8 protein-coding genes are annotated in these 25,326 nt (G+C 66.6%); 4 read left to right on the top strand and 4 right to left on the bottom strand.

Annotated elements, in window-relative coordinates:
• Positions 1-90 precede the first annotated feature (90 nt).
• A complete protein-coding gene (locus tag OIE68_RS26145) occupies positions 91-18,192 on the top strand; it encodes an amino acid adenylation domain-containing protein (protein WP_419150800.1) in 18,102 nt (6,033 codons plus the stop codon).
• 7 nt (positions 18,193-18,199) lie between these two features.
• Here the strand turns inward: OIE68_RS26145 and OIE68_RS26140 are convergent, their stop codons facing one another.
• Positions 18,200-18,880 (bottom strand): hypothetical protein, encoded by a 681-nt coding sequence (locus OIE68_RS26140; protein WP_327093734.1) that lies wholly within the window; start codon positions 18,878-18,880, stop codon positions 18,200-18,202.
• Positions 18,881-19,327: 447 nt separating this feature from the next.
• Positions 19,328-20,065: a hypothetical protein gene (locus tag OIE68_RS47170; protein WP_419150564.1), complete on the bottom strand. Its 738-nt coding sequence runs from the start codon at positions 20,063-20,065 to the stop codon at positions 19,328-19,330.
• Between OIE68_RS47170 and OIE68_RS47165 the strand changes: the two genes are divergently transcribed.
• From OIE68_RS47165 to OIE68_RS26125, 3 genes are all read left to right on the top strand, one after another.
• Positions 20,024-20,203, top strand: a complete 180-nt coding sequence (locus OIE68_RS47165; protein ID WP_419150563.1) for an MspA family porin — start codon at positions 20,024-20,026, stop codon at positions 20,201-20,203. The genes OIE68_RS47170 and OIE68_RS47165 overlap by 42 nt on opposite strands.
• Before the next feature lie 72 nt (positions 20,204-20,275).
• Complete coding sequence (locus OIE68_RS26130) at positions 20,276-21,511, top strand: hypothetical protein (protein ID WP_327093732.1); 1,236 nt, start codon at positions 20,276-20,278, stop codon at positions 21,509-21,511.
• 98 nt (positions 21,512-21,609) lie between these two features.
• Positions 21,610-22,272, top strand: a complete 663-nt coding sequence (locus OIE68_RS26125) for an MFS transporter (RefSeq protein WP_327093731.1) — start codon at positions 21,610-21,612, stop codon at positions 22,270-22,272.
• On the opposite strand, the gene OIE68_RS26120 is transcribed toward OIE68_RS26125, so the two are convergent.
• Both OIE68_RS26120 and OIE68_RS26115 read right to left on the bottom strand, forming a co-directional pair.
• On the bottom strand, positions 22,262-23,509 hold the full coding sequence (locus OIE68_RS26120; RefSeq protein ID WP_327093730.1) for a hypothetical protein: 1,248 nt from the start codon (positions 23,507-23,509) through the stop codon (positions 22,262-22,264). The genes OIE68_RS26125 and OIE68_RS26120 overlap by 11 nt on opposite strands.
• Before the next feature lie 7 nt (positions 23,510-23,516).
• Positions 23,517-25,310 carry a hypothetical protein gene (locus OIE68_RS26115; protein ID WP_327093729.1) on the bottom strand — a complete coding sequence of 598 codons (1,794 nt, stop codon included), beginning with the start codon at positions 25,308-25,310 and terminating at the stop codon, positions 23,517-23,519.
• Positions 25,311-25,326 lie beyond the last annotated feature (16 nt).

Genomic DNA, 25,326 nt, shown 5'->3' with positions numbered 1-25,326 from the left:
CAGTCGAAGAGTGGTACCGATAGCAGTCCGAACCGGTCTGAATCGTTGCAAACCGGCCCATTCCGCTCTTCCGGAAACCCGGATTCTGGTATCGGTTCCGGCGCGCGCGCCAACAGTAATGGAGACGCGCGGCCGTCGTCATTCGACATTCTTCCGCTGACCGCGGCGCAGCGGGGAATCTGGTTTGCCCAGCATCTCGCGGAGTCGTCGCCGATATCCGTGGCCCAATACGTCGAGATCGAAGGCGAGTTGGACGCGGAATTGCTTGCCGAGGCATGCAGAACCGCCAGTCGCGAGTTCGGATCCGGACATATGCGCCTGATCGAGGTCGACGGAGAGCCATGCCAGTTCGTCGACGAGGAACATGGCGCTCAGGTGTCGGTTATGGACTTGCGCCGGCACTCCGATCCGGTTGCGACTGCGCACAGAATTATGGTTCAGGATTATTCTGCTCCGCTGGACTTGATGAACGACAACCTCATGACGAGCACTGTGTTCCAGGTCGGCGCGGACCATTTCCTGTGGTATCAGCGCGCGCACCATATTGCGCTCGACGGATTTGCCGCGGTAACAATGCTGCACCGGATAACGGAGTTGTACAACGCTTGGCTGAAGTCCGAGGTACCGGCACCGTGCGCGGCGCAGGATCTGAGGGCCGTCGTCGAGCAGGATCTGGCGTACCAGGGTTCGGCGCGTTTCGACAACGACCGCGGATACTGGCTGGAGCACCTGGCAGGCGCGCCTCCGGTCGTCAGCCTGGCCGGGCGGGTGGGCAAGCCCACCATTCATCCGGCGCTGGTCAGCACAGAGCTGCCGGACGCCACCGCGCAGCTGCTGGGCAGTGTCGCGCCCGAGCATGGCCAGAGCGCGACTGCGACCATCGTCGCGGCGTTTGCCGCGTATCTCGCGCGGATGACCGGAAGCGATGAAGTATTGCTGAGCCTGCCGGTTTCGGGTCGGCACTCTGCCGTGCTGCGCCGTTCCGGGGGGATGGTGGCAAATGTGGTCCCGCTGCGAGTGCAGGTCGCGGGCCGCACCGTCGGTGAACTGATCGCCGCTGTGCAGGGCGAGTTGACGAGTGCCCTTCGGCGGCAGCGCTACCGCCAAGAAGACCTATTCCACGATATGGGGATTGCGCGCGACGAGGCGGCATCCTTCGGACCGGCCGTGAACCTCATGATGATCGAGAACGAGGTTGTGCTGGGCAACACGACAGGCCGCCTGCACGTCCTCACCTCAGGCCCTACCGCCGACCTTTTCGTCAATATCTACCCGGGCGCGGGCAAGGCCAGTACACATATCGACTTCCAGGGGAATCCGAATGCCTACAGCCCTGAGGAACTCGGCGGGCACCACCGCCGGTTCCTCATGTTTCTGCACGAGTTCCTCGCCGGGGGAGCGGGATGTCCGGTCAGTAGACTGCCGCTGCTCGAAGTACAGGAACGATCTGCGCTGCTGCCGGTGCGGGGGCCCAGCGGGGTCGAAACACGGCTGCTTCCGGAGATGCTGAGCGAGAGCGCGCGCCGGAATCGAAGTGCGTGCGCGATCGCTTCGGCCGGGCAGACGATGACGTATGGCGAGCTCGACACCAGATCTTCCCAGCTGGCCCGGCATCTGATCACGCTGGGCTGTGGGCCGGACACGGCGGTGGCGATCATGCTGCGACGCTCGGTCGAATCGGTCGTGGCGACGTGGGCGGTCGCGAAATGCGGGGCCGCGTTTGTCCAGTTGGCCCCCGAGTACCCGTCGAAGCGGATAACACATATGGTCGCCGACAGCGGCGCAGCTGTGGCGATCACGGTCGATGCCCTGCGCGGGCGGCTCCCGCAGGAGATACACCATGTGGTTCTCGACGGCCCCGCGACCCGGTGGGAATCAGAGGCCGCGGGCGGGCCGATTTCCGACGATGACCGGATCCGACCACTACGGCCATCCCATGTCGCCTATATGACCTACACCTCGGGATCCACCGGAACGCCGAAAGGTGTCCAGGTCACCCACACCGGCCTCGCGAATCTCGTTGCCGACCGCGCCGCCACGTATGGCATCGACACGACATCCCGCGTGTCCTATGCCCTCTCGCCCAGTTTCGACGCCTCCCTGGAGCAGTTTCTGACCTGCTTCGCGAACGGATCCACGCTGGTGATCGTGCCGCCCGAGGTGACCGGCGGTGAGCCGCTCACGCAACTGCTGGCCGACGAGCATGTGACCCACCTGACGTTGACGCCCGCGATGCTGGCAACTGTGGACCCGCGTCCGATGACCGACTTGCGGGTGGTCGTGGTCGGTGGTGACGTATGCCCACCGCACGTCATCGAGCGGTGGACACCGTCGTTGTCCATGTACAACGAATACGGTCCCACCGAAACCACCGTGACCGCCGTCGGTGCCATGCTGCGACCCGGCCGTGCGCATACGGTCGGTGGCCCCATCCGTGGCTTCTCGGCGATGGTGCTGGACCGAACGCTCCAACCGGTGCCCAAGGGCACAGCGGGCGAGTTGTATCTCGCCGGGCCGGGATTGGCCCGTGGATACAGCCATCTGTCCGTCGAAACCGCCGCCCGGTTCGTCGCCGATCCGTACGGCGATGTCGGCGAGCGGATGTACCGCACCGGTGACAACGCGCGCTGGACCGGCGACAACGGCGAAATGACGCTGGAAATGCTGGGGCGCAGCGACTTCCAGGTCAAGATCCGCGGATACCGGATCGAACCGGGTGAAATCGACGCCGCGCTCTCCACACACGAGGACGTGGATCTTTCCGTCACGGTGCCGGTGCAGAACAATGCCGGTACGACCGTGCTGGCGTCCTATGTAGTCCCGGTCAGTGGCCGTCGGATCGATCCGTTCGAGCTCCAGCGCTTCGCCCGCGATTCGTTGCCGCCGCATATGGTCCCGGCGGTGGTCCTCGCGTTGGACAGCCTCCCGGTGAACGCCTTCGGCAAGCTCGATCGCCGCGCATTGCCGAAGCCCGAATTCGGGACCGCGCCGGTCGGCCGGGCGCCGGAAACAGGCCGGGAGGAGACGGTCGCAAGGCTGTTCGCCGAGGTGCTCGGCGTGCCTCGCGTCGGGGCGGACGACAGCTTCTTTGCCCTCGGCGGCGACAGCATTCTGTCGATCCGGCTGGTGGCGCGTGCCAAGGCCGAGGGCCTGAGTTTCTCCACACAGGATGTGTTCGTGCACAAGACCGTCGCGGGCTTGGCGGCCACGGCGACGGAAGCCGGCGATACCCCCGAGTTGGCCGAGTTGCCCGGTGACGGCACAGGGCCGATGCCGTTGTCGCCGATCATGCGCGCAATGCTCGATCGGGGTCATTACGACCGATTTGCGCAGGCCGCGCTCGTTCAGCTGCCCGACGGGGTCGATCGAGCGGGTCTTGTGCGCGCGCTGCGATCCCTGCTGGACCGCCACGACATGCTGCGTGCGGTACTGCACGGTGGCGATTCGGCTGATCGGTGGCACGTCGAAGTACTCGATCGGGAAGCGGTCGACCCGGACGCCGCGCTCGTCGATGTTCGGTTCGATCGACGTGACGCTGCCGAAGTCGACCGGCACCTGCACAAAGCCGCGGATCGCTTGGACCCGGGCAACGGTGTGCTCGTTCAGGCCGTCTGGATTCAGGATCGCAATGGCTCCGGGCCCGACCTGATGTGGCTGGTGATCCACCATCTCGCCGTCGACGCGGTCTCGTGGCGCATCATTCTCGCCGACCTCGCACAGGCCTGGTCGCAGGTTTCCGACGGCGGCGAACCGCACTTCGGCCCGGTCACCACCTCGTTCCGGCGATGGGTGCACGGCTTGGTCGAACAGGCGCCGGGCAGGTGCTCGGCGGAGCTCGACCTGTGGAAAGACGTACTCGAGCCCGGCGATCAGCTACTCGGATCGCGCCGCCTGGTCCCGGGTCGGGACGTCGGGGCCACGGCGGGCCGGGTACATCAGCGCATTCCGGCAGCGGTTGCCGAGGCGGTTCTCACCACCATTCCGGACCGCTTTCACTGCAGTGCCAACGATCCGCTGCTGGCGGCCCTGGTACTGGCACTCGGTGAGTGGCGGCGCAGGCGCGGTAGTGCGGCGGCCGCCGGAGAGTTGATCTCGCTGGAGGGGCACGGCCGCGAGGAGCGGGCCGTACCCGGCGCCGATCTCAGCGGCACCGTGGGCTGGTTCACCACACGCTTTCCGGTCCGGATCGAATGGGAGAATGTCGACCTCGATGATGCGCTGGCCGGCGGCAAGGGTGCGGGACTGGCGATAAAGCAGGTGAAGGAGCAACTGCGCGCGGTGCCCGGCAACGGCATCGGCTATCAGATGCTGCGTTATCTCGATTCCCGGGGAAGCGCCGAGCTCGCAGACCTGCCCGAACCTCAGATCAGTTTCAACTACCTCGGGCGGGTGGGTGTCGGTGAACGCTCGGGGCCCTGGGCACCCACCACCGAATTCACCGCACTGACCGCGACGAGCGATCCAGAGATGGCGCTGTCCGCCGTGCTCGATATCAATGCGATCGCCGAGGAAGGTCGCGACGGGCTCGAACTCGACGCGACCTGGGAGTTCGCTTCGCAGGTGTTGAGTGACGAGGAGGTCGACGAACTCGCCGGGCTGTGGGCTCGAGCCCTGGGGGCGCTCGCCGATCACGTCCGATCCGACACCACACCCGGCTTCACCCCATCCGACTTCCCGCTCATCGCGGTATCGCAGGACGATGTCGACCACTGGCTGCGGGAATACCCGTCGATGACCGATGTGTGGCCACTCACCGCCCTGCAGTCCGGGCTGCTGTTCCACACGATCTACGACCGGGACGGCAACGACGGCTACATCGTGCAGGCGGCGCTGACGTTTGCCGGGCAGGTGGACGGGGAGCGGATGCGGCGGGCCGCGCAGGTGCTCATCGACCGGCACGACAGCCTGCGTACCGCGTTCGTCGAGACTGCCGACGGGCCACGTCAGATCGTGTTGCGCGACACCGAGGTCGATTGGGACGAGTCGAGTATCACCGATGCCGGCCGGCAGGCAGAAGCACTTCGTCGACTCGCGACGGCGGCTGCGGCTCCGTTCGACCCCGCCCGACCGCCGCTGGTGCGTTTCCACCTCGTGCGCACCGGCGTCGATATGTTCCAGTTGCTGGTCACCAACCACCACCTCGTGCTGGACGGCTGGTCGATGCCCCTGCTGATCCACGAGTTGCTCTCGTTGTATATATCCGATTGCGATACCGCCGAGCTCGCGCTCCCTCGTTCGTACCGCGAGTATCTGCAGTGGCTACAGGCTCAGGATCGCGACGCCGCAACCGCCGCGTGGCGGGAGATGCTCGCCGGAATCGACAGTCCGACGCGGGTCACGAGCGGGCCGGGTCGGACCGTCATCGCGCACGCGGGCGAAGTCGGCCTGAACCTGGACGCCGCGACCACCGCCGCGATTCTCGATCTGGGCCGTTCGCACGGCGTCACTGCCAACACAGCCCTGCAAGCGGCGTGGGCATTGCTGGTGGCCGTCTTGACCGGACGGTCGGACGTGGTGTTCGGCAATACGCTCTCGCACCGCCCGCCGCAGATTCCGGATGTCGAGCGCCTGGTCGGGCTCCTCGTCAACACGCTGCCGGTCCGAGTCCGGCTCGAACCCGACGAAACCGTCGGCGACCTGCTCGTCCGCGTGCAATCCGAGCAGGCCGCAATGCTGGATCACCAGCACATCGGCTTGGCGGAGCTGCAACGGGCCACCGGTATCACCGATATGTTCGACACCGCGACGGTGCTCGAGTCCTATCCGCTCGACCGGGAACTGTTGGCACGCAATCTCTCCGACGCCGGATTGCGGCTCGTCGAGATCGACGCACACGATGCGACGCCATATCCGCTGAGTTTGCAAGTGACCCCGCCGCGGTCGAGTCGCGGCGGGAGACCGGACGCCGACGAGCCCGGCACCTACACGGTGACGCTGAAATTCGCCACCGACCGATTCGATTCGGACGATGCCCGCACGCTGCTCGAACGATTCGAACTGCTGCTCACGCAGATCGTCATGGATCCCGCCCGGAAGGTCGCCGAGATCTCCGCTTGCCGGGATTCCGAACGCGCGGAACTGCTTTCGGTCGTCAGCGAGGAGCCGTCCGCGGAGCTCGTGCTGCGCGACATCCTGTCGGGGACCGCGCGCAGGTATCCGGATGCCGTTGCTGTCCGGTGCGGTGACACCACGTGGACCTATCGCGAGTTGGAGCGTCGCGCCGACGGGTTCGCTCGCCTGCTGGCCGGCCATGGTGCTCGCGCCGAGTCGATCGTCGCGTTGGCCGTTCCCCGTTCGGCCGAACTGGTCGTCGCGATCTGGGCGGTGGCGAAAACAGGCGCCGCCTTCCTGCCGTTGGATCCCGGCAATCCCGCCGCGCGGATCGGGGAGTTGTTGTCCGACTCGCGGACCACCCTGGGCGTGACGACCAGCGCTGTGGCGCCGCAGCTTCCGGACACTGTCGACTGGTTGATGCTGGACGCTTCGGCTTCGGACGCTCATGCGGGTCTACCTCGTCCGGCCGGGGCCGACAGGCTGTCGGCCGACAATGCGGCATACGTGATCTACACGTCCGGATCGACCGGCAAACCGAAGGCGGTCCACCTCAGCCATCGAGGCATGGCCGACCTGGTCGCGGCGCAAGTCGACGCCTTCGGTGTGGGTACGGATTCGGTGGTGTTGCAGGTCGCGTCGCCAGGATTCGACGCCTGCCTGTCGGAGTTGCTGTTGGCGCACAGCAGCGGCGCATGTCTCGTGGTGGCGCCACCAGAGGTGTACGCGGGGACCGACCTCGAGGAATTGATTCGGTCGCAGCAGGTTTCGCACGCGATCATCACCCCGTCCGTGTTGAACACCATGGATCCGTCCCGGACGCCGTCGTTGACAACGCTCGCGGTCGTCGGCGAAGCGACCGGGCCGGACACCGTGCACCGGTGGGCCCCTGGGCGACGGCTGATGAATCATTACGGACCGACCGAGTGCACGATCTGGGCGACGGGGTCGGATGCCCTCGCATCCGGCGAGCCGGTGACGATCGGTGGCCCGATCCGAGGCGCGTCCGCGATGGTTCTCGACACGTGGCTGCGACCGGTTCCGATCGGTGTCGCGGGCGAACTCTATATCGGTGGGCCCGGACTTGCCCGCGGGTACATAGATCGACCGGGCGTGACCGCGTCGCGCTTCGTTGCGGATCCGCGATCCACCCGTGGCGAGCGGATCTACCGCACCGGTGATTCCGTGCGCTGGGTGCGCGGACGCGCCGGGTTGGCATTGGAATACCTGGGCCGCTGCGATCAACAGGTCAAGATTCACGGCCTGCGGATCGAGCCGGGGGAAATCGATGCCCTCCTGGCCCGGCACCCGGACGTGGCGAGCGCCGCCACCGTTGCGGTGCAAGGGCCTGCGGGCGAACCGGTTCTGGTGTCCTATGTCGTCGCCGCGCCGGGCGCTGCCGTGGATGTGGCGGCACTCGGTGGCGATCTCGCGGGCAGGCTACCCCGTTATCTGAATCCCGCGGCGATCGTGCAGCTCGAGGAGATGCCGTGCACGCCAACGGGAAAGATCGATCGGAAAGCATTGCGGCAGCGCACCTTCGATCTCGACGCCGCGGGCGGCAGGCCACCGTCGACGCCTACGGAGCAGGTCGTGGCGCAACTCTTCGCCGATGTGCTCCATCTCGACACGGTGTCCGCCGACAGCAACTTCTTCGCGCTCGGCGGGGACAGCATCGTCTCGATGCGGCTGGTGGCGCTGGCGAGATCCGCCGGGCTCACGTTCACGCCGCGAGATGTGTTCGAAGGCAAGACGGTTGCCGCCCTCGCCGCACTGGCGGGCCGCGATACGGCTCCGGTGACCATCGAGGAACCCCCGCGACGCCCGACGACGGATCGCACCTCGGATTATCCGCTCGTCGCGCTGACAGAACAGGAGATCGATCGGCTCGAACGGCAGTACGGCGGCCTGTCCGACATTTGGCCGTTGTCGCCCATGCAATCCGGGATGCACTTCGACTCGACGTTCGACCCGGATGCCGGGGACAACTACACCGTCCAGACGATGATCAGATTATCCGGCGCGGTCGACGGTAAGCGCCTGCGACGTGCTGCCCAGGCCGTGGTCGACCGGCACGATATCCTGCGGGCCGCCTTTGTGGAGACGGCCGCAGGGCCGTGCCAGATCGTGCTGGACCATGCCGAAATCCCGTTCCGGGAGATCGATCTCGCCGGTGGTGGCGATCCGGAATCCCCCGCCGACCCGGGATCCATTGCGGCAGCGGACGCGGCGGCGGGATTCGACCTGTCGGCTCCTCCGCTCCTGCGCTTGACGCTGATCCGCCTCGATGCGGGCTCTTTCCGGCTGCTCGTGACGAATCACCATGTGATCCTGGATGGCTGGTCGATGCCGTTGCTGATGCGAGAACTGCTCGACTACTACGGATCTCCCGCACATATCGACTCCGCCGGGCCCGCTCCCTCCTACCGCGAATATCTGTCCTGGCTGGGTCGACAGGACAGCGCTGCGTCCAAAGCGGCATGGGCGCAAGCCTTTTCGGATGTCGACGCACCCACCCGGGTGTCCCGCGAAGCCGCTGCGGCGGGCTCCGTATCCGCCGCCGAGGTCGCGGCCGAACTCACCGCGGATCGTTTCGCAGAACTCCGTCGAGTGGCGGCGGAAGCGGCCGTCACCATCAATACGGCGGTGGCCGCGGCCTGGGCCTTGAATCTGCGCGTATCGACCGGTGAGACCGATGTGATCTTCGGCGCCGCGGTGTCGGGCCGGCCCCCGGAGTTGCCGCAAGTCGATCAGACGCTCGGCATGTTCCTGACCACGGTTCCGGTGCGAGTCCCGCTCGAACCCACCATGACGGTGCGTGAGTTGCTGACCGGCATTCAAGCGCGGCACGCGCGCATGCTGGAGCATCACCATATCGGCCTGCCCGAGATTCACCGCAGCGTCGGCCTGCCCGAACTCTTCGATACCGCGATCACTTTCCAGTCGTTCCCCGTCGACCGGACGGCGCTGCAGGAACTCGTCGATTCGGCGGGCCTGCGGGTGGACGAACTCAGTGGTGTGGACGCGACGCCGTACCCGCTGATCCTGGCTGTGGAACCGAAGCAGTCCGAGGACGGCGAGGCACAGGGGCTGCGGATCATCCTCCGATTCCACGAGCGTGCATTCGACACCGCCTCGGCGCGTCGCATCCTCGACCGCTTCGTCGAGTTGCTGTGCCGGATCGCCGCGAACGCGGATGTGCGGCTGGGCGAGCTGCCGCTCGACGAGGAACCGGGGCCGTTGTGGCCGGATTCGGTCGCGGAAGTTGCGATTCCGGACACGTTGGACCGCATACTCACCGCGTCCGCTGCCGCCGAACTCGACGCGATCGCGGTGCGGTGCGGTACGGCCGCCATGACCTACCGGCAGCTCGACGAGCGCTCTGCACGTCTGGCTCGGGTCCTGCTGCGGCACGGCGCCCGGCGGGGACAGGTCGTCGCATCTGTGCTTCCGCGATCCCTTGCGGCGACGGTGGCACTGTGGGCCGTGGCCAAGACGGGCGCCGCCTTCCTGCCGATTGATCCGGCCCTGCCATCGGACCGCATCGAATTTCTGCTATCGGACTCGAAAACCATCCTCGGGCTTACCGATACGTCCACCAGGAAGCACCTTCCGGATGGCACCGACTGGCTGATCCTCGACACGGAGCAGACGCTCGGCGCCCTGGACTCGGTCCCTGCCGCGCCGATCACCGATGCCGAACGCGGCGGGCCGATTCGGCGGGATCAGACCGCGTACGTGAGTTACACCTCCGGGTCGACCGGAACGCCCAAAGGCGTTCTCGTCAGCCATCGCGGCTTGGTCGATATCGTCGCGGCTCAGCGGCGAGTACTCGGCGTCGACCCGACGTCGGTGGTGCTGCAGGTCGCCTCGCCCAGCTTCGACGCCTCGGTGTTCGAGCTGTTGATGGCGCACGGCTCGGGCGGTCGGCTCGTCGTCTCGCCTGCCGATGTCTACGCCGGTCCCGAGCTGGCGAATCTGATCCGGCGAGAAGGTATTTCGCATGCCATAGTGACCCCGTCAGCGCTGGCGACAGTCCCGTGCGATGGTCTCGACGGGCTGCGCGTGCTGGCAGCGGCCGGCGAGCCGGTCGGACCGGAACTGGTCGAGCGGTGGGCGCCGCATCGCGCCATGGTCAATGTCTACGGGCCGACGGAATGCACTATCTGGGCTACCTCCGACGCTCTGGCACCGGGTTCCGCGATCACGATCGGCAGGCCGGTCGGCCCGGTCGCGGCCGTGGTCCTGGATACCTGGTTGCGGCCCGTCCCAGCCGGTGTCGCGGGCGAGCTGTACCTGTTCGGCCCCGGCCTGGCCCATGGGTACGTCGCCAGGATGGGGTTGACTGCGGCGCGGTTCGTTGCATGCCCGTTCGGGGAGCCGGGTCAGCGCATGTACGCGACCGGTGACATGGTGCGTCGCACAGCTGATGGTGAGATGGAGTTCTTGGGGCGCAACGATTTTCAGGTGAAGGTGCGCGGCACCAGGATCGAGCTGGGGGAGATCGACGCGGTGCTGGGTGCGCGTGCGGATGTGGCATACGCCGTCACCGTGCCGCGGAGCGATGAGGGACGACCGGTGCTGCTGGTGTCCTATGTCGTGCCCGCGCCCGGGGCGGAGGTATCGGGCGAGGAGTTGCGTGCGGCGCTGGCCGAGGCGTTGCCCCGGTACATGGTGCCGTCCGCGGTGGTGGTGCTGGACGAGGTGCCGCTGACCGCCAACGGGAAGCTGGATCGCGAGCGGTTGCCCGAACCGGTTGCGGTCGCCCGCGAATTCCGGGCGCCATCGCCGGGGTTGGAAGAGTTGGTCGCGCGGACATTCGAGCAGGTACTCGACGTGGACCAGGTGGGAGTCGACGACGACTTCTTCGCGCTGGGCGGCGATTCGCTGAGCGCCTCGCTGGTGGTGGCACGCATAGGTGCGGCCATGGACGTGCGCGTGCCGGTGCGGTCGGTGTTCGAGGCGCCGACCGTCGGCGAATTGGCCGCGCTCGCGAGGACACTCAGCGGTGGGGGCCGGTTGCCCCTGCTGCCCGGAGTGCACCCCGACCCCGTGCCGCTGTCGCTGGCACAGCAGCGGATGTGGTTCCTGAACCGGTTCGAGCCGGACTCTGCGGCATACAACATCCCGGTGATGCTGCGGCTGTCGGGACGGCTGGACACCACGGCGCTGGCGGCCGCACTCGCGGATGTGATGACACGTCACGAGGTACTGCGGACGATATATCCGGAAGTCTCCGGTGAGCCGCGGCAGGTCGTCCTCGACGAGCCCGCGGTGCCGGTCGAGCCGGTGCGGGTGCCCGCGGATTCGGTCCCGGATGTGGTGGGTGAGTTCGTGCGGCGCGGATTCGATGTGACGGCCGCAGTGCCGATGCGAGTGGGATTGTTCGAGCTCGACGGTGACACAGGAGAATTCCTGCTGGTGCTGGTGGTCCATCACATCGCAGGCGATGGTCAGTCGATGCGGCCGCTGGCCCGTGACGTGATGGCGGCGTATGCCGCGCGACTGGCCGGGCGTGCGCCGGAATGGGAGCCGCTCGCCGTGCAGTACGCGGATTTCGCGTGGTGGCAACGGCAGATGCTGGGGACCGAGGACGATCCGGAGTCGTTGATGTCCGCGCAGCTGGAGTTCTGGCGCTCGACACTCGCGGGTGCACCGGACCGGCTGGAACTGCCCGCGGACCGATCACGCCCGGCCGTCGCATCGCTGTCGGGAAGCCGGGTTCCGGTGGAGATCGATGCCAGGCTGCACGAGCGGTTGCTCGCGGTGGCACGGTCGCGCGGGTCGTCGCTGTTCATGGTGATGCATGCGGCGCTGGCAACGGTATTGGGGCGTCTCGGTGACAGCGATGATGTAGTGATCGGCACGCCGGTCGCAGGGCGCGGCGAGCCCGCTCTGGACGATCTGGTGGGCATGTTCGTGAACACCCTCGCATTGCGGACCCGGGTGGATACGGGCGAGCCGTTCGCCGAGTTGCTGATGCGCACTCGCGAGACGGACCTGCTTGCGTTCGAGCACACGGACGTGCCGTTCGAGCAGGTCGTGGAGGCGTTGAGCCCGGAACGATCGGCGGCGCGGCATCCGTTGTTCCAAGTGGCCCTCGCGTTCCAGAACGTGTCGACGGCCGATATCACGCTGCCCGGTGTCCGGGTCACCCGAGTGGATGTGGATACCGGGGCGACCCAGTTCGATCTGCAACTGGTGCTGTCCGATTCGTACGGCAATGCCGGTGTGGTGCAGGGCATCTCGGGAACGATGACCTATGCGCGGGATCTGTTCGACGAGGCGACCGCGGCGGCGATCGTCCGACGGTTGGTGCGGGTGCTGGAAGCCGTCGCCGACGATCCGGCCGTAGTGATCGGGGATATCGACTGGCTGGAAGCCGACGAGCGCTCGGCGCTCACGTCGCGGGTGGGCGCGCATACCGTGGCGGCGCGGGAGCCCTCCGGATTGCTGCCGGACGTGTTCGCCTCGGCCGTGCGGGACAGTGGCGACGGTATCGCCGTCGTCGCGGGGGATGTCACGTTGTCGTACGCGCAGCTGGACGAGCGGTCCAGCCGGCTGGCGAGGGTACTGATCCGCCGTGGCGCCGGACCGGAACATCCGGTGCTGGTGGCGGCAGCGCGGTCGCTGGAATCCGTCGTCGCGTGGTGGGCGGTGGTCAAGACGGGCGCGGCGTACGTGCCGGTGGACCCGGGCTATCCCGCGAGCCGGATCGAGCAGATGGTCTCGGATTCCGATGCGACGCTGGGAATTACGGTGTCGTCGGCGCGTGCCAAGGTGCCCAATTCGGTGAACTGGATCGTGCTCGACGACCCGGCCGTCGCCGCGCGGATCGACGCGTCGGCCAGCGGCCCGATCGGCGATGACGAGCGGCCGCGGCCACTGCGGGCCTCAGATGTCGCTTACGTGATCTTCACCTCCGGATCGACCGGCGTGCCGAAGGGCGTCGCCGTCACACATTCCGGCATCGCGGACTTCGTCTCGGCGTGGCGCGCCGACCGCGAGCTTCGGCACACGTCCAGGGTCTTGCACTTCGCGTCGCCGTCGTTCGACGCCGCACTGATGGAGATCCTGATCGCGGTCAGCCGGGCCGCTGTACTGGTCGTGGCGCCGACAGGGATCTACGGCGGCGGCGAGCTGGCCGAGCTCATGCGCGTACAGCGAGTCACCCACGCCTTTCTGACCCCGGCCGCGCTCGCCTCGGTGGATCCGGCCGGGCTGGACGACTTGCGGCTGGTGATGTCCGGTGGTGAGGAGGTCCCGGCGGATCTGGTGAGCCGATGGGCGGGCACCGACATCGCGGGCGCCAGGAAGTTCCAGGTGCTGTACGGGCCGACCGAGGCCACGATCGCCGCCACGGCGACGGGTGCGCTGCGACCGGCCGACCGGCCGACGATCGGTACCCCGCTGCCGGGAGTACAGACGCTGGTTTTGGATGCCCGGTTGCAGCCGACGCCGGTGGGGGTGGCCGGAGAGCTGTATCTGGCGGGTCCTGCGCTGGCGCGCGGGTACCTGAACAGGGCTGCGACGAACGCGGCGCGGTTCGTGGCGCACCCGTTCGGGGAACCGGGACATCGCATGTATCGCACGGGTGATGTGGTGCGCTGGAATACCGACGGTGCCCTGGAATTTTTGGGGCGCAACGATTCCCAGGTAAAGATCCGCGGTTACCGTATCGAGCTCGGCGAGATCGACGCGGTGTTGAGCGCGCGGGCGGATGTCGCATACGCGGTCACCGTGGCGCGGCGGGAGGACACCGGTTCGGTGCTATTGGTGTCCTATGCGGTGCCGGAAGCGGGGGTGAGCTTGTCGGGCGAACAATTGCGGGCGTCGTTGGCCGAGGTGTTGCCGTCGTACCTGGTGCCCGCCGCGGTGATGATCCTGGACACGATCCCCCTGTCGCCGAATGGAAAACTCGACCGCGCGGCCCTGCCCGCACCCGTCGTCGAGGCCAAGCGATTCCGGGCCCCGGCATCGCCGGTGCAGGAAATAGTGGCCGGCGTATTCGCCGAGGTCCTCGGCATCGATAGTCCGGTAGGCGCCGACGACGACTTCTTCGAACTGGGCGGCAACAGCCTGGTGGCCACCCGCCTAGCCGCGCGGATCGGTGCCGCCCTCGACGCGACCATCCCGGCGTCGATGATTTTCGAGGCGCCGACGGTCGCGCGGTTGGCCGCGCGCGCCGAATCGCGGGCCGACACCGGTCGGGTGGCGCTGACCGCACAGCAACGGACGCAGCGAATTCCCCTGTCGTACGCACAGCAGCGAATGTGGTTCCTGAACCGGCTCGACCCCGGCTCGGCGGCCTACAGCATTCCGATCGTGCTACGGCTGTCCGGAAAGCTGAATCTCGACGCGCTGCGCGCGGCCGTCGAGGATGTGCTGACCCGGCACGAGGTACTGCGGACCGTATACCCGTATGGGGAGGGCGAGCCGTCGCAGGTTGTCCTTCCCACCGCCGAGGCGATCGCGCCGGTGACCGTGACTTCGGTCGCGGAATATGAACTGGCCGAAGCGTTGTCGGCGTTCGTCTCGACAGTGTTCGATGTGACTGTCGAGGCGCCGGTGCGACTCCGGTTGTTCGAGCTCGGGCCGAACGAGTGGATCCTGGCCGTGGTGGTGCATCACATCTCCTGCGACGGGGCATCGCTCGGCCCGCTGGCACAGGACATGATGGCCGCGTACACGGCACACCTTGTCGGGGAGACACCGAGCCGGCCGCCGCTGCCGGTGCAGTACGCCGACTACGCGATCTGGCAGCGGACCGTGCTGGGGACCGAAGACGATCCCGACTCGCTGCTACGCGCCCAGATCGACTACTGGACAGTCGAATTGGCGGAACTTCCGGTTTTGCTCGAGCTGCCGACCGACCGACCGCGCCCGCCCGTGCAGACCCACACGGGCGCGAGCGTACCGATAACCGTCGGCGCCGATCTGCACGCGGGATTGCAGCGGGTCGCGCGGGCACACAACACGACACTGTTTATGGTCTTCCACGCCGCGCTGGCGGCCACGTTGGCCCGGCTGGCCGATACCGACGACATCGCGATCGGCACTCCGTATGCGGGACGCGGCGAGCCGGAGCTCGACGATCTGGTCGGGATGTTCGTCAACACCCTGGTGTTGCGGACCCGGTTGACCCCGGGGATGACGTTCACCCAGCTGCTCGAGCATGTGCGCGGAACCGATCTGGCCGCGTTCGGGCACGCCGATGTTCCGTTCGAGCGGCTGGTGCAGGAGCTGAACCCGGTGCGGTCGCACGCCCACCATCCACTGTTCCAGGTGATGCTGGCATTCCAGAACATCGGCGGGGCCCAGTTCGAACTTCCGGGGCTCTCGGTGTCGGCAATGACGGCCGACACCGACACCGCACTGTTCGATCTGCAGATCGCGGTATCGGATTCCTACGACTCCGCCGGTGCCCCGGCCGGCATCAGCGGCGCGGTGACCTATGCGAGCGACCTCTTCGACGCGACGACGGTGACCACGATCGTCGATCGCCTGCTGCGGTTGCTCGGCGCACTGGTCACCGATGCGGCACAGCCGGTGCACGAGGTGGATCTGCTCGGTGCCGATGAGCGGGAAGCCGTTCTGGTGCAGTGGAATTCGACCGATCGCGGGCTCCCTCCCGGCGAGACGCTCGCCTCGGTCTTCGCCCACTCCGTGCAGGCGCATGCGGACCGGCCCGCGGTGACATTCGGCGAACAGTCGCTGACCTATGCGGAATTCGCGTCTCGCGTATACCGGTTGGCGCGGTGGTTGATCTCCCGTGGAGTGGGGCCGGAGTCGTTGGTGGCGCTGCGGATGCGGCGTTCACTGGACCAAGTCACCGCCATGTACGCAGTGCACGCTGCCGGCGGTGGGTACGTGCCGATCGATCCGGACCTTCCGGCCGACCGCATCGCGTACCTGCTGTCGGTCGCCGCGCCGGTGCTGGAGCTGTCGTCCCTCGATGGGCTGGAGCTGTCCGGATTCGATGACGCGCCGGTCACCGACGCCGATCGGCTCGCACCGCTGCGACCGCACAACATCGCGTACGTGCTCTTCACTTCGGGGTCGACCGGGCGACCGAAAGGTGTTGCGGTATTGCATAGTTCGGTGGTGAACCAGCTGCGGTGGGTCAACGAGAGCTACGCACTGACGCCGAATGACGTGGTGCTGCAGAAGTCCCCGGCCACGTTCGACATGTCGGTGTGGGAGCTGTTCGCGACACTGGCGATGGGGGCGCGGATGGTGATCGCCCGAGCCGACGGGCATACCGACCCGGCCTATCTCGCCGAAACCATTGCCACCCAACGGGTCACGATCGCCGCGTTCGTTCCGTCGATGCTGGCGGTTCTTGCGGACGCGGTGCCTGCGGAGTCGCTGGAGTCGATGCGGACGCTCCTGGTGGGCGGTGAGGCATTCGGCCCCGAGGTGGTGGCCGCGGTGGAGCGAATAGTGCCCGGGATCGAGTTGCACAATCTGTACGGGCCGACCGAGTTCACCGTGTGCGCGACCGCGCATCGGGTGACCGAGGCCGACAGCGGGAGCATGCCGATAGGCACACCGGTATGGAACTCGCGGGCGTATGTGCTCGACAACCGGCTACATCCGGTACCGCCCGGTGTTGCCGGGGAGCTGTACTTGGCGGGCGCCCAGCTCGCGCGCGGCTATCGGTCACGTCCGGGCCTGACCGCGGAACGGTTCGTGCCCGACCCGTACGGTGACGGCAGGCGCCTGTACCGCACCGGCGACTTGGTGCGCTGGCGCCACACCGGCGAATTGGAATACCTGGGACGCACCGATTTCCAGGTGAAGCTGCGCGGCCTGCGTATCGAACTCGGTGAAGTCGAGGCAGTGCTCGCCGAGCACCCGAGCGTCGCCCGGGCGATCGCTGTGGTGCACTCCACCGGTGCGGTGGACCACCTCGTCGGCTACCTGGTGCCTGCCGCCGGCGCCACTGTCGACACCGCGGTGGTCATGGCGCACGCGGCAACCGAACTGCCCGACTACATGGTGCCCACCACGGTGATGGTGCTCGATACGGTGCCCCTCACCGCGTCGGGCAAGCTGGACCGCACGCGGTTACCGGAGCCGGTGCTCGCGCTAAGGGAATTCAGGGAGCCCTCGTCGTGGCTGGAGGCGGAGGTTGCACGGGCCTTCGGAGCGGTACTCGGCATGGATCGGGTGGGCGCCGACGACGACTTCTACACATTGGGTGGTAACTCGCTGAAGTCGGTGCAAGTGGTGAGCGAGTTGCGCAAAGAACTCGACTACGAGGTTCCGATCAGCTGGATGCTGTCGGATCCCTGCCCGGCCGACCTGGCAAAGCGGATCGAATCCGGAATGCGCTCCGGGCCCACCGTCGACCGGACTGTCGGCTTCGACGTGCTGCTGCCGATCCGGACCGGCGGTGAACGACCACCACTGTTCTGTATCCACCCGGCCGTCGGCCTGTCGTGGTGTTACCGCACACTCGACCGTTACCTCTCCGACGGTCGACCGATCTACGGCCTTCAGGCGCCACAAATCGGCGGCGAGGTGCCCGGTCCGACGTCGATCGAAGAAATGGCCGAACGCTACTTCGACGAGATTCGCGCGGTTCAGCCACACGGCCCCTATCACCTCCTCGGCTGGTCGCTGGGTGGTGTGATCGCCCATGCCATTGCCGTCGAGATGCGCGCCGCCGGTGAACAGGTTGCGCTACTGGCACTGTTGGACGCCGAGGTGGGCGGTGTCGACGAGTCGACGCTCTCCGCCGTCACGGCCGGCGAACTGATCAGCAATCTCGGCCCGGTCATGGGCGTCGATTTCGTGCGCCCCGATGCGACCGCCGAGGAGGCCGCCGACCTGATCGAACGGCACCTGGGGGACAGCCTCGGCATCGACGCCGCAACGATCGAGCGCCTGACCGACGCCTACAACCTGGCGATCCGGGCGGCCGGCGTCTGGCGGCCCGCGGTATTCGACAGCGACATGCTCTACTTCACCGCGACACGTGAAAGGCGATCCGATGCTGCGGGTCACGAGGGATGGGCGCAGGTGGTCCGCGGGCAGATTTCGACTTTCGACATCGATGCGGCCCACCTCGCAATGACCGAACCGGGTGCGGTTGCCCAGATCGCCCGGATCCTCAACGCACAACTGGATCGATGACCGCGTTTTATCTCGGCGAGGTGGTGGCCGCGCCGGATCCATCGGTTCGGCCGTCTTGCGGGAGAGGCGTGGTGATGCCCACTATCGCCCCGACCGACGCCCCGAGCGCCGCGCCGAGCAGGGCGGCAGGTCCGGCTACGACGGCGACGCCGACGGCCGCGCCGAGGAGCGGGCCGACAACCAAGCCGGTCGGCATGAACGGGATACCGGCGACGAACCCGGCGGCCGCGCCGACCATTCCGGCGGCTATCGCGACGGGCGCGGACACTCCCGCGGCGATGCCTGCACCGATCGCCGCACCGACGCCCGCGTCGACGGCGGTGACGGTGCATCTGTCGGGATCTACCGGGACGCGCTCGCAGAAGGCCTGGATCGGCTGCTGATCCACGGCCGGCGGCGTTTCCGGCGCGTCCACCGTCTCGACTCGGGTCCAACTGTCGGCGACGAGCGGATTCGCTGGGCCGACAGCTCGATCGCCGCGGCGGCTGTCGAGCGGAGGTACGAGGTCGACCGGCGACCGGCCGAGTAGAGCGAACAGGCTCGGCAACGGGGAAGGACCGTGCCCCGGCTCATGCTGCGTCAGGGATAGCCAGTCCGCTGTCGTCGATGGGATGGCAGGCGCCAGCGCGGTGTCATCCGGGGATGCGTTCGCTACTCCGGTTCCGAGAACGACCGCAAGCGGCAACATGCTCGCAATCAATATCGGTCGTGATCCACGCCAATGACCGGCTTTCGGCATTCCGTACCTCCTGGACGTCTACCACGTAGATTTTGTCGACCTGAGTGTTTGTCGCATGTTGCGGCGCAGTTAGCTTAAGCGGCGCGCACGGCCGGGTCGGGTTAATTTTCGAATCATCCAGCAAATCTGTGGCTGCGCGCTGCGGATGCGCGACACGCCCTCTATCTCAATGTGCCGGGCCGCAATCCCGCTATGCTTGCCAGTCGTTAGCCAAGTGGGTCTGTTCAAGCGATTTCGCCGCCATTGGTGTACATCCGATTCGAAACAGGATCAGGTATGCGACCTCCATTCATCGTTGTCGCGACCGGTGTGGTCGCGACCGTCCTGGCTGTCGTGGTGCTGCGGCCCGGTGGCATCGAGCTGAGCCGAGCCCAACCGCCGCCCGGTGCGGACGTATCAGGTGCCGGGATTCATCTGACGGCAGCGGTGCACGACGTCAGAGTGGACCCGGCCGGCGACCGGACTCCGAACTACCTCATGACATTCGCGCATGCCGCGCAGTTGTCCGGCGACTACTCGCTGAGCGTGGAGGGCGGTGGGGTGACGTCCGGCCAGGCCGTCGCGGGGTTCGTCGTCGGCTGCGCGATCAGTCTGGATAATGGCTTCACCGTCGGAATAGATCCCAATCAGGGGTTGTTGGCCAGCATTTCCCCCGAATTCAGCCAGTCGAACGTTGCCGCCCGCCTGCCAAGTGTGACGTCCGCGCCGGTGCCCACAACACCTAGTGCCGCCACCACTTCCCGGAGTCCCGCCACCACTTCGCAAAGTGCTGCTACCACTTCGCAAAGTGCTGCTACCACTTCGCAAAGTGCTGCTACCACTTCGCAAAGTGCTGCTACCACTTCGCAAAGTGCTGCTACCACTTCGCAAAGTGCTGCTACCACTTCCCAAAGTGCTGCTACCACTTCCGAAAGCGCTGCCACCACTTCCGAAAGCGCCGCCACCACCTCGCCGAGTATCGAAACCACATCCCCGAGTGCCTCGGCCAGCCCGCCCAGCGCGAGCCTCGGACCGACTGTCGGCGGGACCCTGGGCCTGACAGAGCTCCTGGAAGCCACTTTGGCACCGGGCCAGATCACCACCGTCACGACAGTGACGGCCAACCTGGACGAAAAGACCGTGTTCCCGTACCACTTCATTTTCAACAACGCCGCGTTGAACGTCGGCCAGTGTGCCTCACCGGTATCGGCCGTCCCCTTCATCACCGCCTCGGTGGGTACTCCGGTGGGAATTGCGCAGACCACCGCCTACGGCAGCCAGTTCATCTTCTGATCCGATTCAAATCGGTTGACGTGTCGGTCGCGAATGACAGAGGAGAGTTGTCTCCGAGTAGGGGTGTTCGGTATGGCCACAGTCGGTATATCGGTGGAGCAGTCGGTGGTGCGCGGGGTTGTGCTGGCGGCGGGGCCGCCGGGGGTTGTTTTGCGTTCAATACAGCGACGTCTGCGCGGGGGTGCGGTCGGTGCTGCGATCAGCGGTGTGCTGGACGGTGTGGCCGAGGAGTTGGGTGACGAAACCGGGGTCGAGGACGTTGCCATCGTGTACCGGTCGGTGGCCGAGCGGCGGGCGATCGTATCGCAGCTGGCGGCCGGGAAGTGGGCGTCGTCGTCGCTGGTCTCGGATCGTTCGGCGCTGGCTGTGCTGGCCAGGGAGGAGCGCGGACTCGACGAATTCGGCACTGTGCTCATGTTGGAGCTTGTGGACGGCCAGATATCGTTCGTGATCGTCGGTCCGGCGCGCGACGCGGTATCGGCAGCCGACTCTTGGACTTCCGGCACAGTCGACGCCGATTCCGCGGGCCACATGATCGGCCGGATATTGCCGATCCTGGAATCTGTCGACGTGGACGCCGTCGCTGTCTGCGGTTCGGGGGCGGGCGATCCCGATATCGCGCCCGTGCTGCAACTCGGATTCGAGGCGCCGGTGATCGTGGTTCCGGATCACGCCGATGGCGCGGCCCGCGGGGCGGCACTGATTGCCGCCGAGCGGCTGCGTGAGCTACCGGTGGCGGTGCCGAGCAACGGCCGTCGGAAACGACGACTACTGCTGGGCGCCGCCGCCGTTGCGACGGTACTGGGTGCGTCTGGCATCGCTGTGGCGCAGATCCTCGACGACCCCTCGAGCGAGGCCATCGGCCGAGCAGCCGAATCGCTGCTACCGAGCACGCCCGCAGCCGCCATCCCATCCGCGCCGATCACCATCGAATCCGCACCGCGCACTACCCCGATCGCCATCGAACCGCCGCCGCAACAGATCTCGCCGATCGCACCCACACGGCCACCGGCACGCCGCACCCCGCCCGCAACCGCCTCCGCACCGACAACGCGGACGACCGAACCCGGCGCCGCACCCGCAACGGAGACGACGCCCGGCTCAGCACCCCTGACCGAACCCGGCTCGACCACGACCGAAGCGCCGACATCGACCGCACCGACTCCGACCACCGTCGGCGCGCCGGACGGCAACTGGCTCTTTCCCGGTGAGTCCCCACCACCACCGCTGAACGCAGATCCCGAAGTCGTACGCGCCTGGTGGGCCAACCACTGGATGTTGAAGGAACGCTGGCTGCGCGGCGGCTAACGCCGGCGACCGCAACGCCTCATCTCGCCAAGTCTGGCTGAATCGGTCGGAACCCCATCGCTCTTATCGGCACCGCTCGCGGCACTACGGTGTCGGTGGTGCGCGATGACGGTTCGGCCCCTGGCGATCCACGCTCGACCGGCGTCGCCGCGTTGACCGATAGCAGCGAGACGCCGCTACGGCGGAACCGATTTTTTGTGCTGCTCTGGTCGGGCCACAGCGTCTCATTGGTCGGCTCGCAGGTCACTATTCTCGCGCTTCCGCTGATCGCCGTGATCACGCTGGGGGCGAGTGCATGGCAGATGGGAGTGCTGGTCGCTTATGGCCGTGCGCCCTACCTGTTCGTGGGGCTGCCCGCCGGGGTGTGGATCGACCGGCTGCCGCGGCGGCAGGTTTGCCTGGTCTGTGCCATCGGTCAGGCATTGACGCTGTCGGTGGTGCCGTTGGCCGATGCGATGGGCCTGCTGACGTTCGCGCTGTTGTCGGCGGTGGCGTTCGTGACCGGGGCATTCGCGGTTTTCGCCGATATCGCCATGTTGTCGCTGGTACCCATGGTCGTGCCGCGCGGTCGACTGACAGCCGGTCAGGCGGCGATGGAGGCGAGCCAATCGGTGTCACAGGTAGCGGGTCCGGCCCTGGCCGGTTGGCTCGTCCAGCTGCTGACGGCACCCTTGGCCGTGCTGGCTGATCGCTGCTCGCATCACTCGTATCCGCGATCTCGAGGATGCGATCAGCTATCAGGGATGAGGATCAGGCGGTGAGCGTTACCTCGGACCACAGGTCACCGTTCACGGCAATCTTGCCGGGGACGACATCGGGAGCCGTGTCGGCTCGGATGACGGTGTGATCGTGACTCACCAGCGAATCGACCAGCGATTTCTTCGGAATGGTCTTCGCCCAGCGCTTGACGAGTCCGAACGGAATCATTGCGTAACCTTCTGTCTGCCAATCTTTTTCGACGAAACGCCGGGGTGTGGCATTGTGCGAACCGTGATGTCCGACCTTGTAGAAGGCCAGGCGGGACACGAGATCGACATTCCGCGGATCGGACAGGACGTGCTCCCATGCACCCTGCTGCGCGTCTCCCGGAAATAGCAACCGGGTTCCGGCGATATCCAGCACGAAGAAGACGCTGGTGTTGTTGACCGCGTTCTCGAGAATCGAGGCGGCGCGCAGCAGTCGATCGTCATCGTCGACGAGTTCGTCCAGGTCCAGATCCGCCTTCGCCTGAAGCAGGCGGTCCGGCAGGGTATTCCGCGCGATATAGCGCCGATTGAACAGCGGCGTCGGCCTGCCGTCGCTCTCCGCGGACGCGCTCGCGCGCACCAAGGGCCACGATTGCTTCGCAGGCGGATCCATGCGCTTCAGGAATCGGGCATCGCGCGGCGGCCCGAGGATATGTGCGACGAGCCCGACGCGATCCACGGCGATCGTATTCTCGGTTTCGTCCTTGCTCGGCAGGTACCGCACCCGGTGGGGTGCGGCGAATCCGCTGAAATTGCGGCCGAGGAGTCGATCGGTCGCGGCGGCATTGCCCTGCGAGTTCACCGCGAATGCCTGTGCCTGTTCGACGGTCGCCGACATGCGACGCCCGTTGCCGCGCCGCTCGATCAGCGCGAGCAGACCGTTCGCGGCATCGACCTGCCCGCTGCGGATCCGTCGTGCGTCTTCGTCGTCGGCGTCCTCGACGAATGGCACCCACACCTCGTCCACGGTCACCTGTTCCCATTCCCGGCAGGCGAATCCGGTGATGTGATCGGCGTGGTGATGGGTGGCGACCACGATGTCAAGGTGCGGTCGGTGGTGCGGATCGGCCTCGGTGAGGTCGGCGATGATGGCCTGTACGGAGTCGCGGATCGGGCGTGCCCGGCCCTGGCTGTGTACGCCGCAGTCGACCAACATGCGCCAGGTTTCGTTCTTGCGCCGCACCGTCACGGTGAACGCGTCGCCGAATCCGACGTTGTACATCCGGACGGCAATCGTTGTCGGCGTTGACATTTCGTACCTACTCAGCTGTTAGCGCGTGGATCGCCGCGAAGTCGAGGCGGTGGATTGCGTGCTCGGCCGTCCATGCGCTCAGCGCGTCGTCGGCTTCCAGTCGGTCGAACCATTCCCGCATCGCGGCCAGCCGCAGCTTGCCCGCCCGGTGGAACGCGATGGAAGTGTCGTCAGCCGCCGACGACTCGTCGCTGAACGGCAGCGGCTTGGCGATCACATAGTCCACGCTCCCGTCGGCGCTGACGACGAGCGCGGTACCGGCGCGGATCACCGGTTGTTGCTTCCCTTGCCCCGCATCTTCGAGATCCGCGCGACGCTGCAGCAACTGGATGGCCAATTCGGGACGCGGCAACCGATCACCCGCCATTCGGTACGAGACGTGGATTCCCTCGCAGCTGATTTTGAAGTTCGGATCCAGTCCGATTCGGGCGGCGTTCGCGTTGGCCCATCCGATGAGCTCCTGGGCCACCTGCTCGAAAACGGAATGTCGGGTCGAAGAACTGTCCAGACCGGAGGTGCCGTTGCCGTCGGGTACGGCGGGTGTACGCAATTCACCCGGAGTACCGATCGGGTCGAGATCCTTCGATGCGGACAGGATGACCCGGGACAAATCCACCGGGTGATCGCCGTCGCCGAGGTTCAGCCGGGTGTCCGGCCGCTGCCAGACCAGCGCTTCATCGGTCAGCGAAGTGACGCTTACCGGCCAGATGCCGCGCCGCCGCAGCGCCTCCACGAGCGTGCTGCGCAGGTGTTGCCGATCCTCCGGATAAAGACCGCGATCCGCGGTGACGATCGCCCGGACGACATCGCCGAATGTGACGTCCAATACCGGGAGATAGTCGAAACTCCGAACGACCATCCCGAGCATTCGGTCCGCGGTCTTGACCGCCTCGTCGGCGATCCGAGATACCAGATCCGGGTGCAGGCGACCGGGCGGCAGCACTCCGGTGCCGCCACTGGCGATCCGCAGCAGATCCGCGATCGCGCTTTGGTAGGCGTCCAAGTACGCGTCGAATACCGCCGCCACGAAACACGCACCGCGTTCGTGCGGCTCCTGTGCCGCGCGAAATCGTTCGGGTGTGCGGCTGCGGTCCTTTATCGCTGAACGCAAGGCCGCGCCGCGTCCGGTGGACTCACCGAACTCCCTGGCCAGGTCCAGCAGCCCGGCGCTTTTCTCGAGTACTCCCGACGTGGTCGCGATTGCGTCGAGCACTAGGTCTCGGTGGGCGAAATGCTGGAACAGCGCGATCAAGTCGGCGACGGACTCGTGCCAGGCAAAGACATCCCGGTTTGTGGATTCGTTGTACAGCCGCCGGATTCGATGCACGATCGCATGTGTCACTTCGTGCGCGATAATGTCGCTCGACAGGCAGGTGAAGATGACCTGTCCGGGGAGATTGGCGCCCGGATTCTCGGCATCGGCTTGGTAATAGCCGAACAGCAAGGCGCGGCGCCGCGGATCGAAATAGGCGTTCTGCCCCTCGAAAGCGTGCGGGACCAGACGCAGGATCTGGTCTCGGTGCCACCGGAATCGACGTCCCATGAACCGTTCGAATCGCTCGATGACGCTCATCGCGACCGCATAGACGATCTGTTGATGCGCACGGGGATCGGTTTCTGTCGGTCGAATTCCGTCCTGCGCCAAGACAAATGGATCGTCGAGGTCGACCGGCTCGTACCAGGCATTGCGGCTGGCGTCGAAGTCGACCACCTGCACGAGTGCGCCGTCGGGGCCCGGTCCCCGGATGTGTTCGAACGGGATATCCAGTGTGAGGAACTGGCCGGACAGCCGCGTCGACATCGGGTCGAATGCGAAG

The organism is Nocardia vinacea, from assembly GCF_035920345.1.
Taxonomy (GTDB): domain Bacteria; phylum Actinomycetota; class Actinomycetes; order Mycobacteriales; family Mycobacteriaceae; genus Nocardia; species Nocardia vinacea_A.
This window is presented reverse-complemented; position numbering and strand designations above follow the sequence as displayed.

Excerpts from the sequence above, each read along its gene's own strand:
- OIE68_RS26140 (WP_327093734.1), bottom strand. The coding sequence starts at position 18,880 with ATGTTGCCGCTTGCGGTCGTTCTCGGAACCGGAGTAGCGAACGCATCC.
- OIE68_RS26130 (WP_327093732.1), top strand. The coding sequence starts at position 20,276 with ATGGCCACAGTCGGTATATCGGTGGAGCAGTCGGTGGTGCGCGGGGTT.
- OIE68_RS26120 (WP_327093730.1), bottom strand. The coding sequence starts at position 23,509 with ATGTCAACGCCGACAACGATTGCCGTCCGGATGTACAACGTCGGATTC.
- OIE68_RS26115 (WP_327093729.1), bottom strand. The coding sequence starts at position 25,310 with ATGTCGACGCGGCTGTCCGGCCAGTTCCTCACACTGGATATCCCGTTC.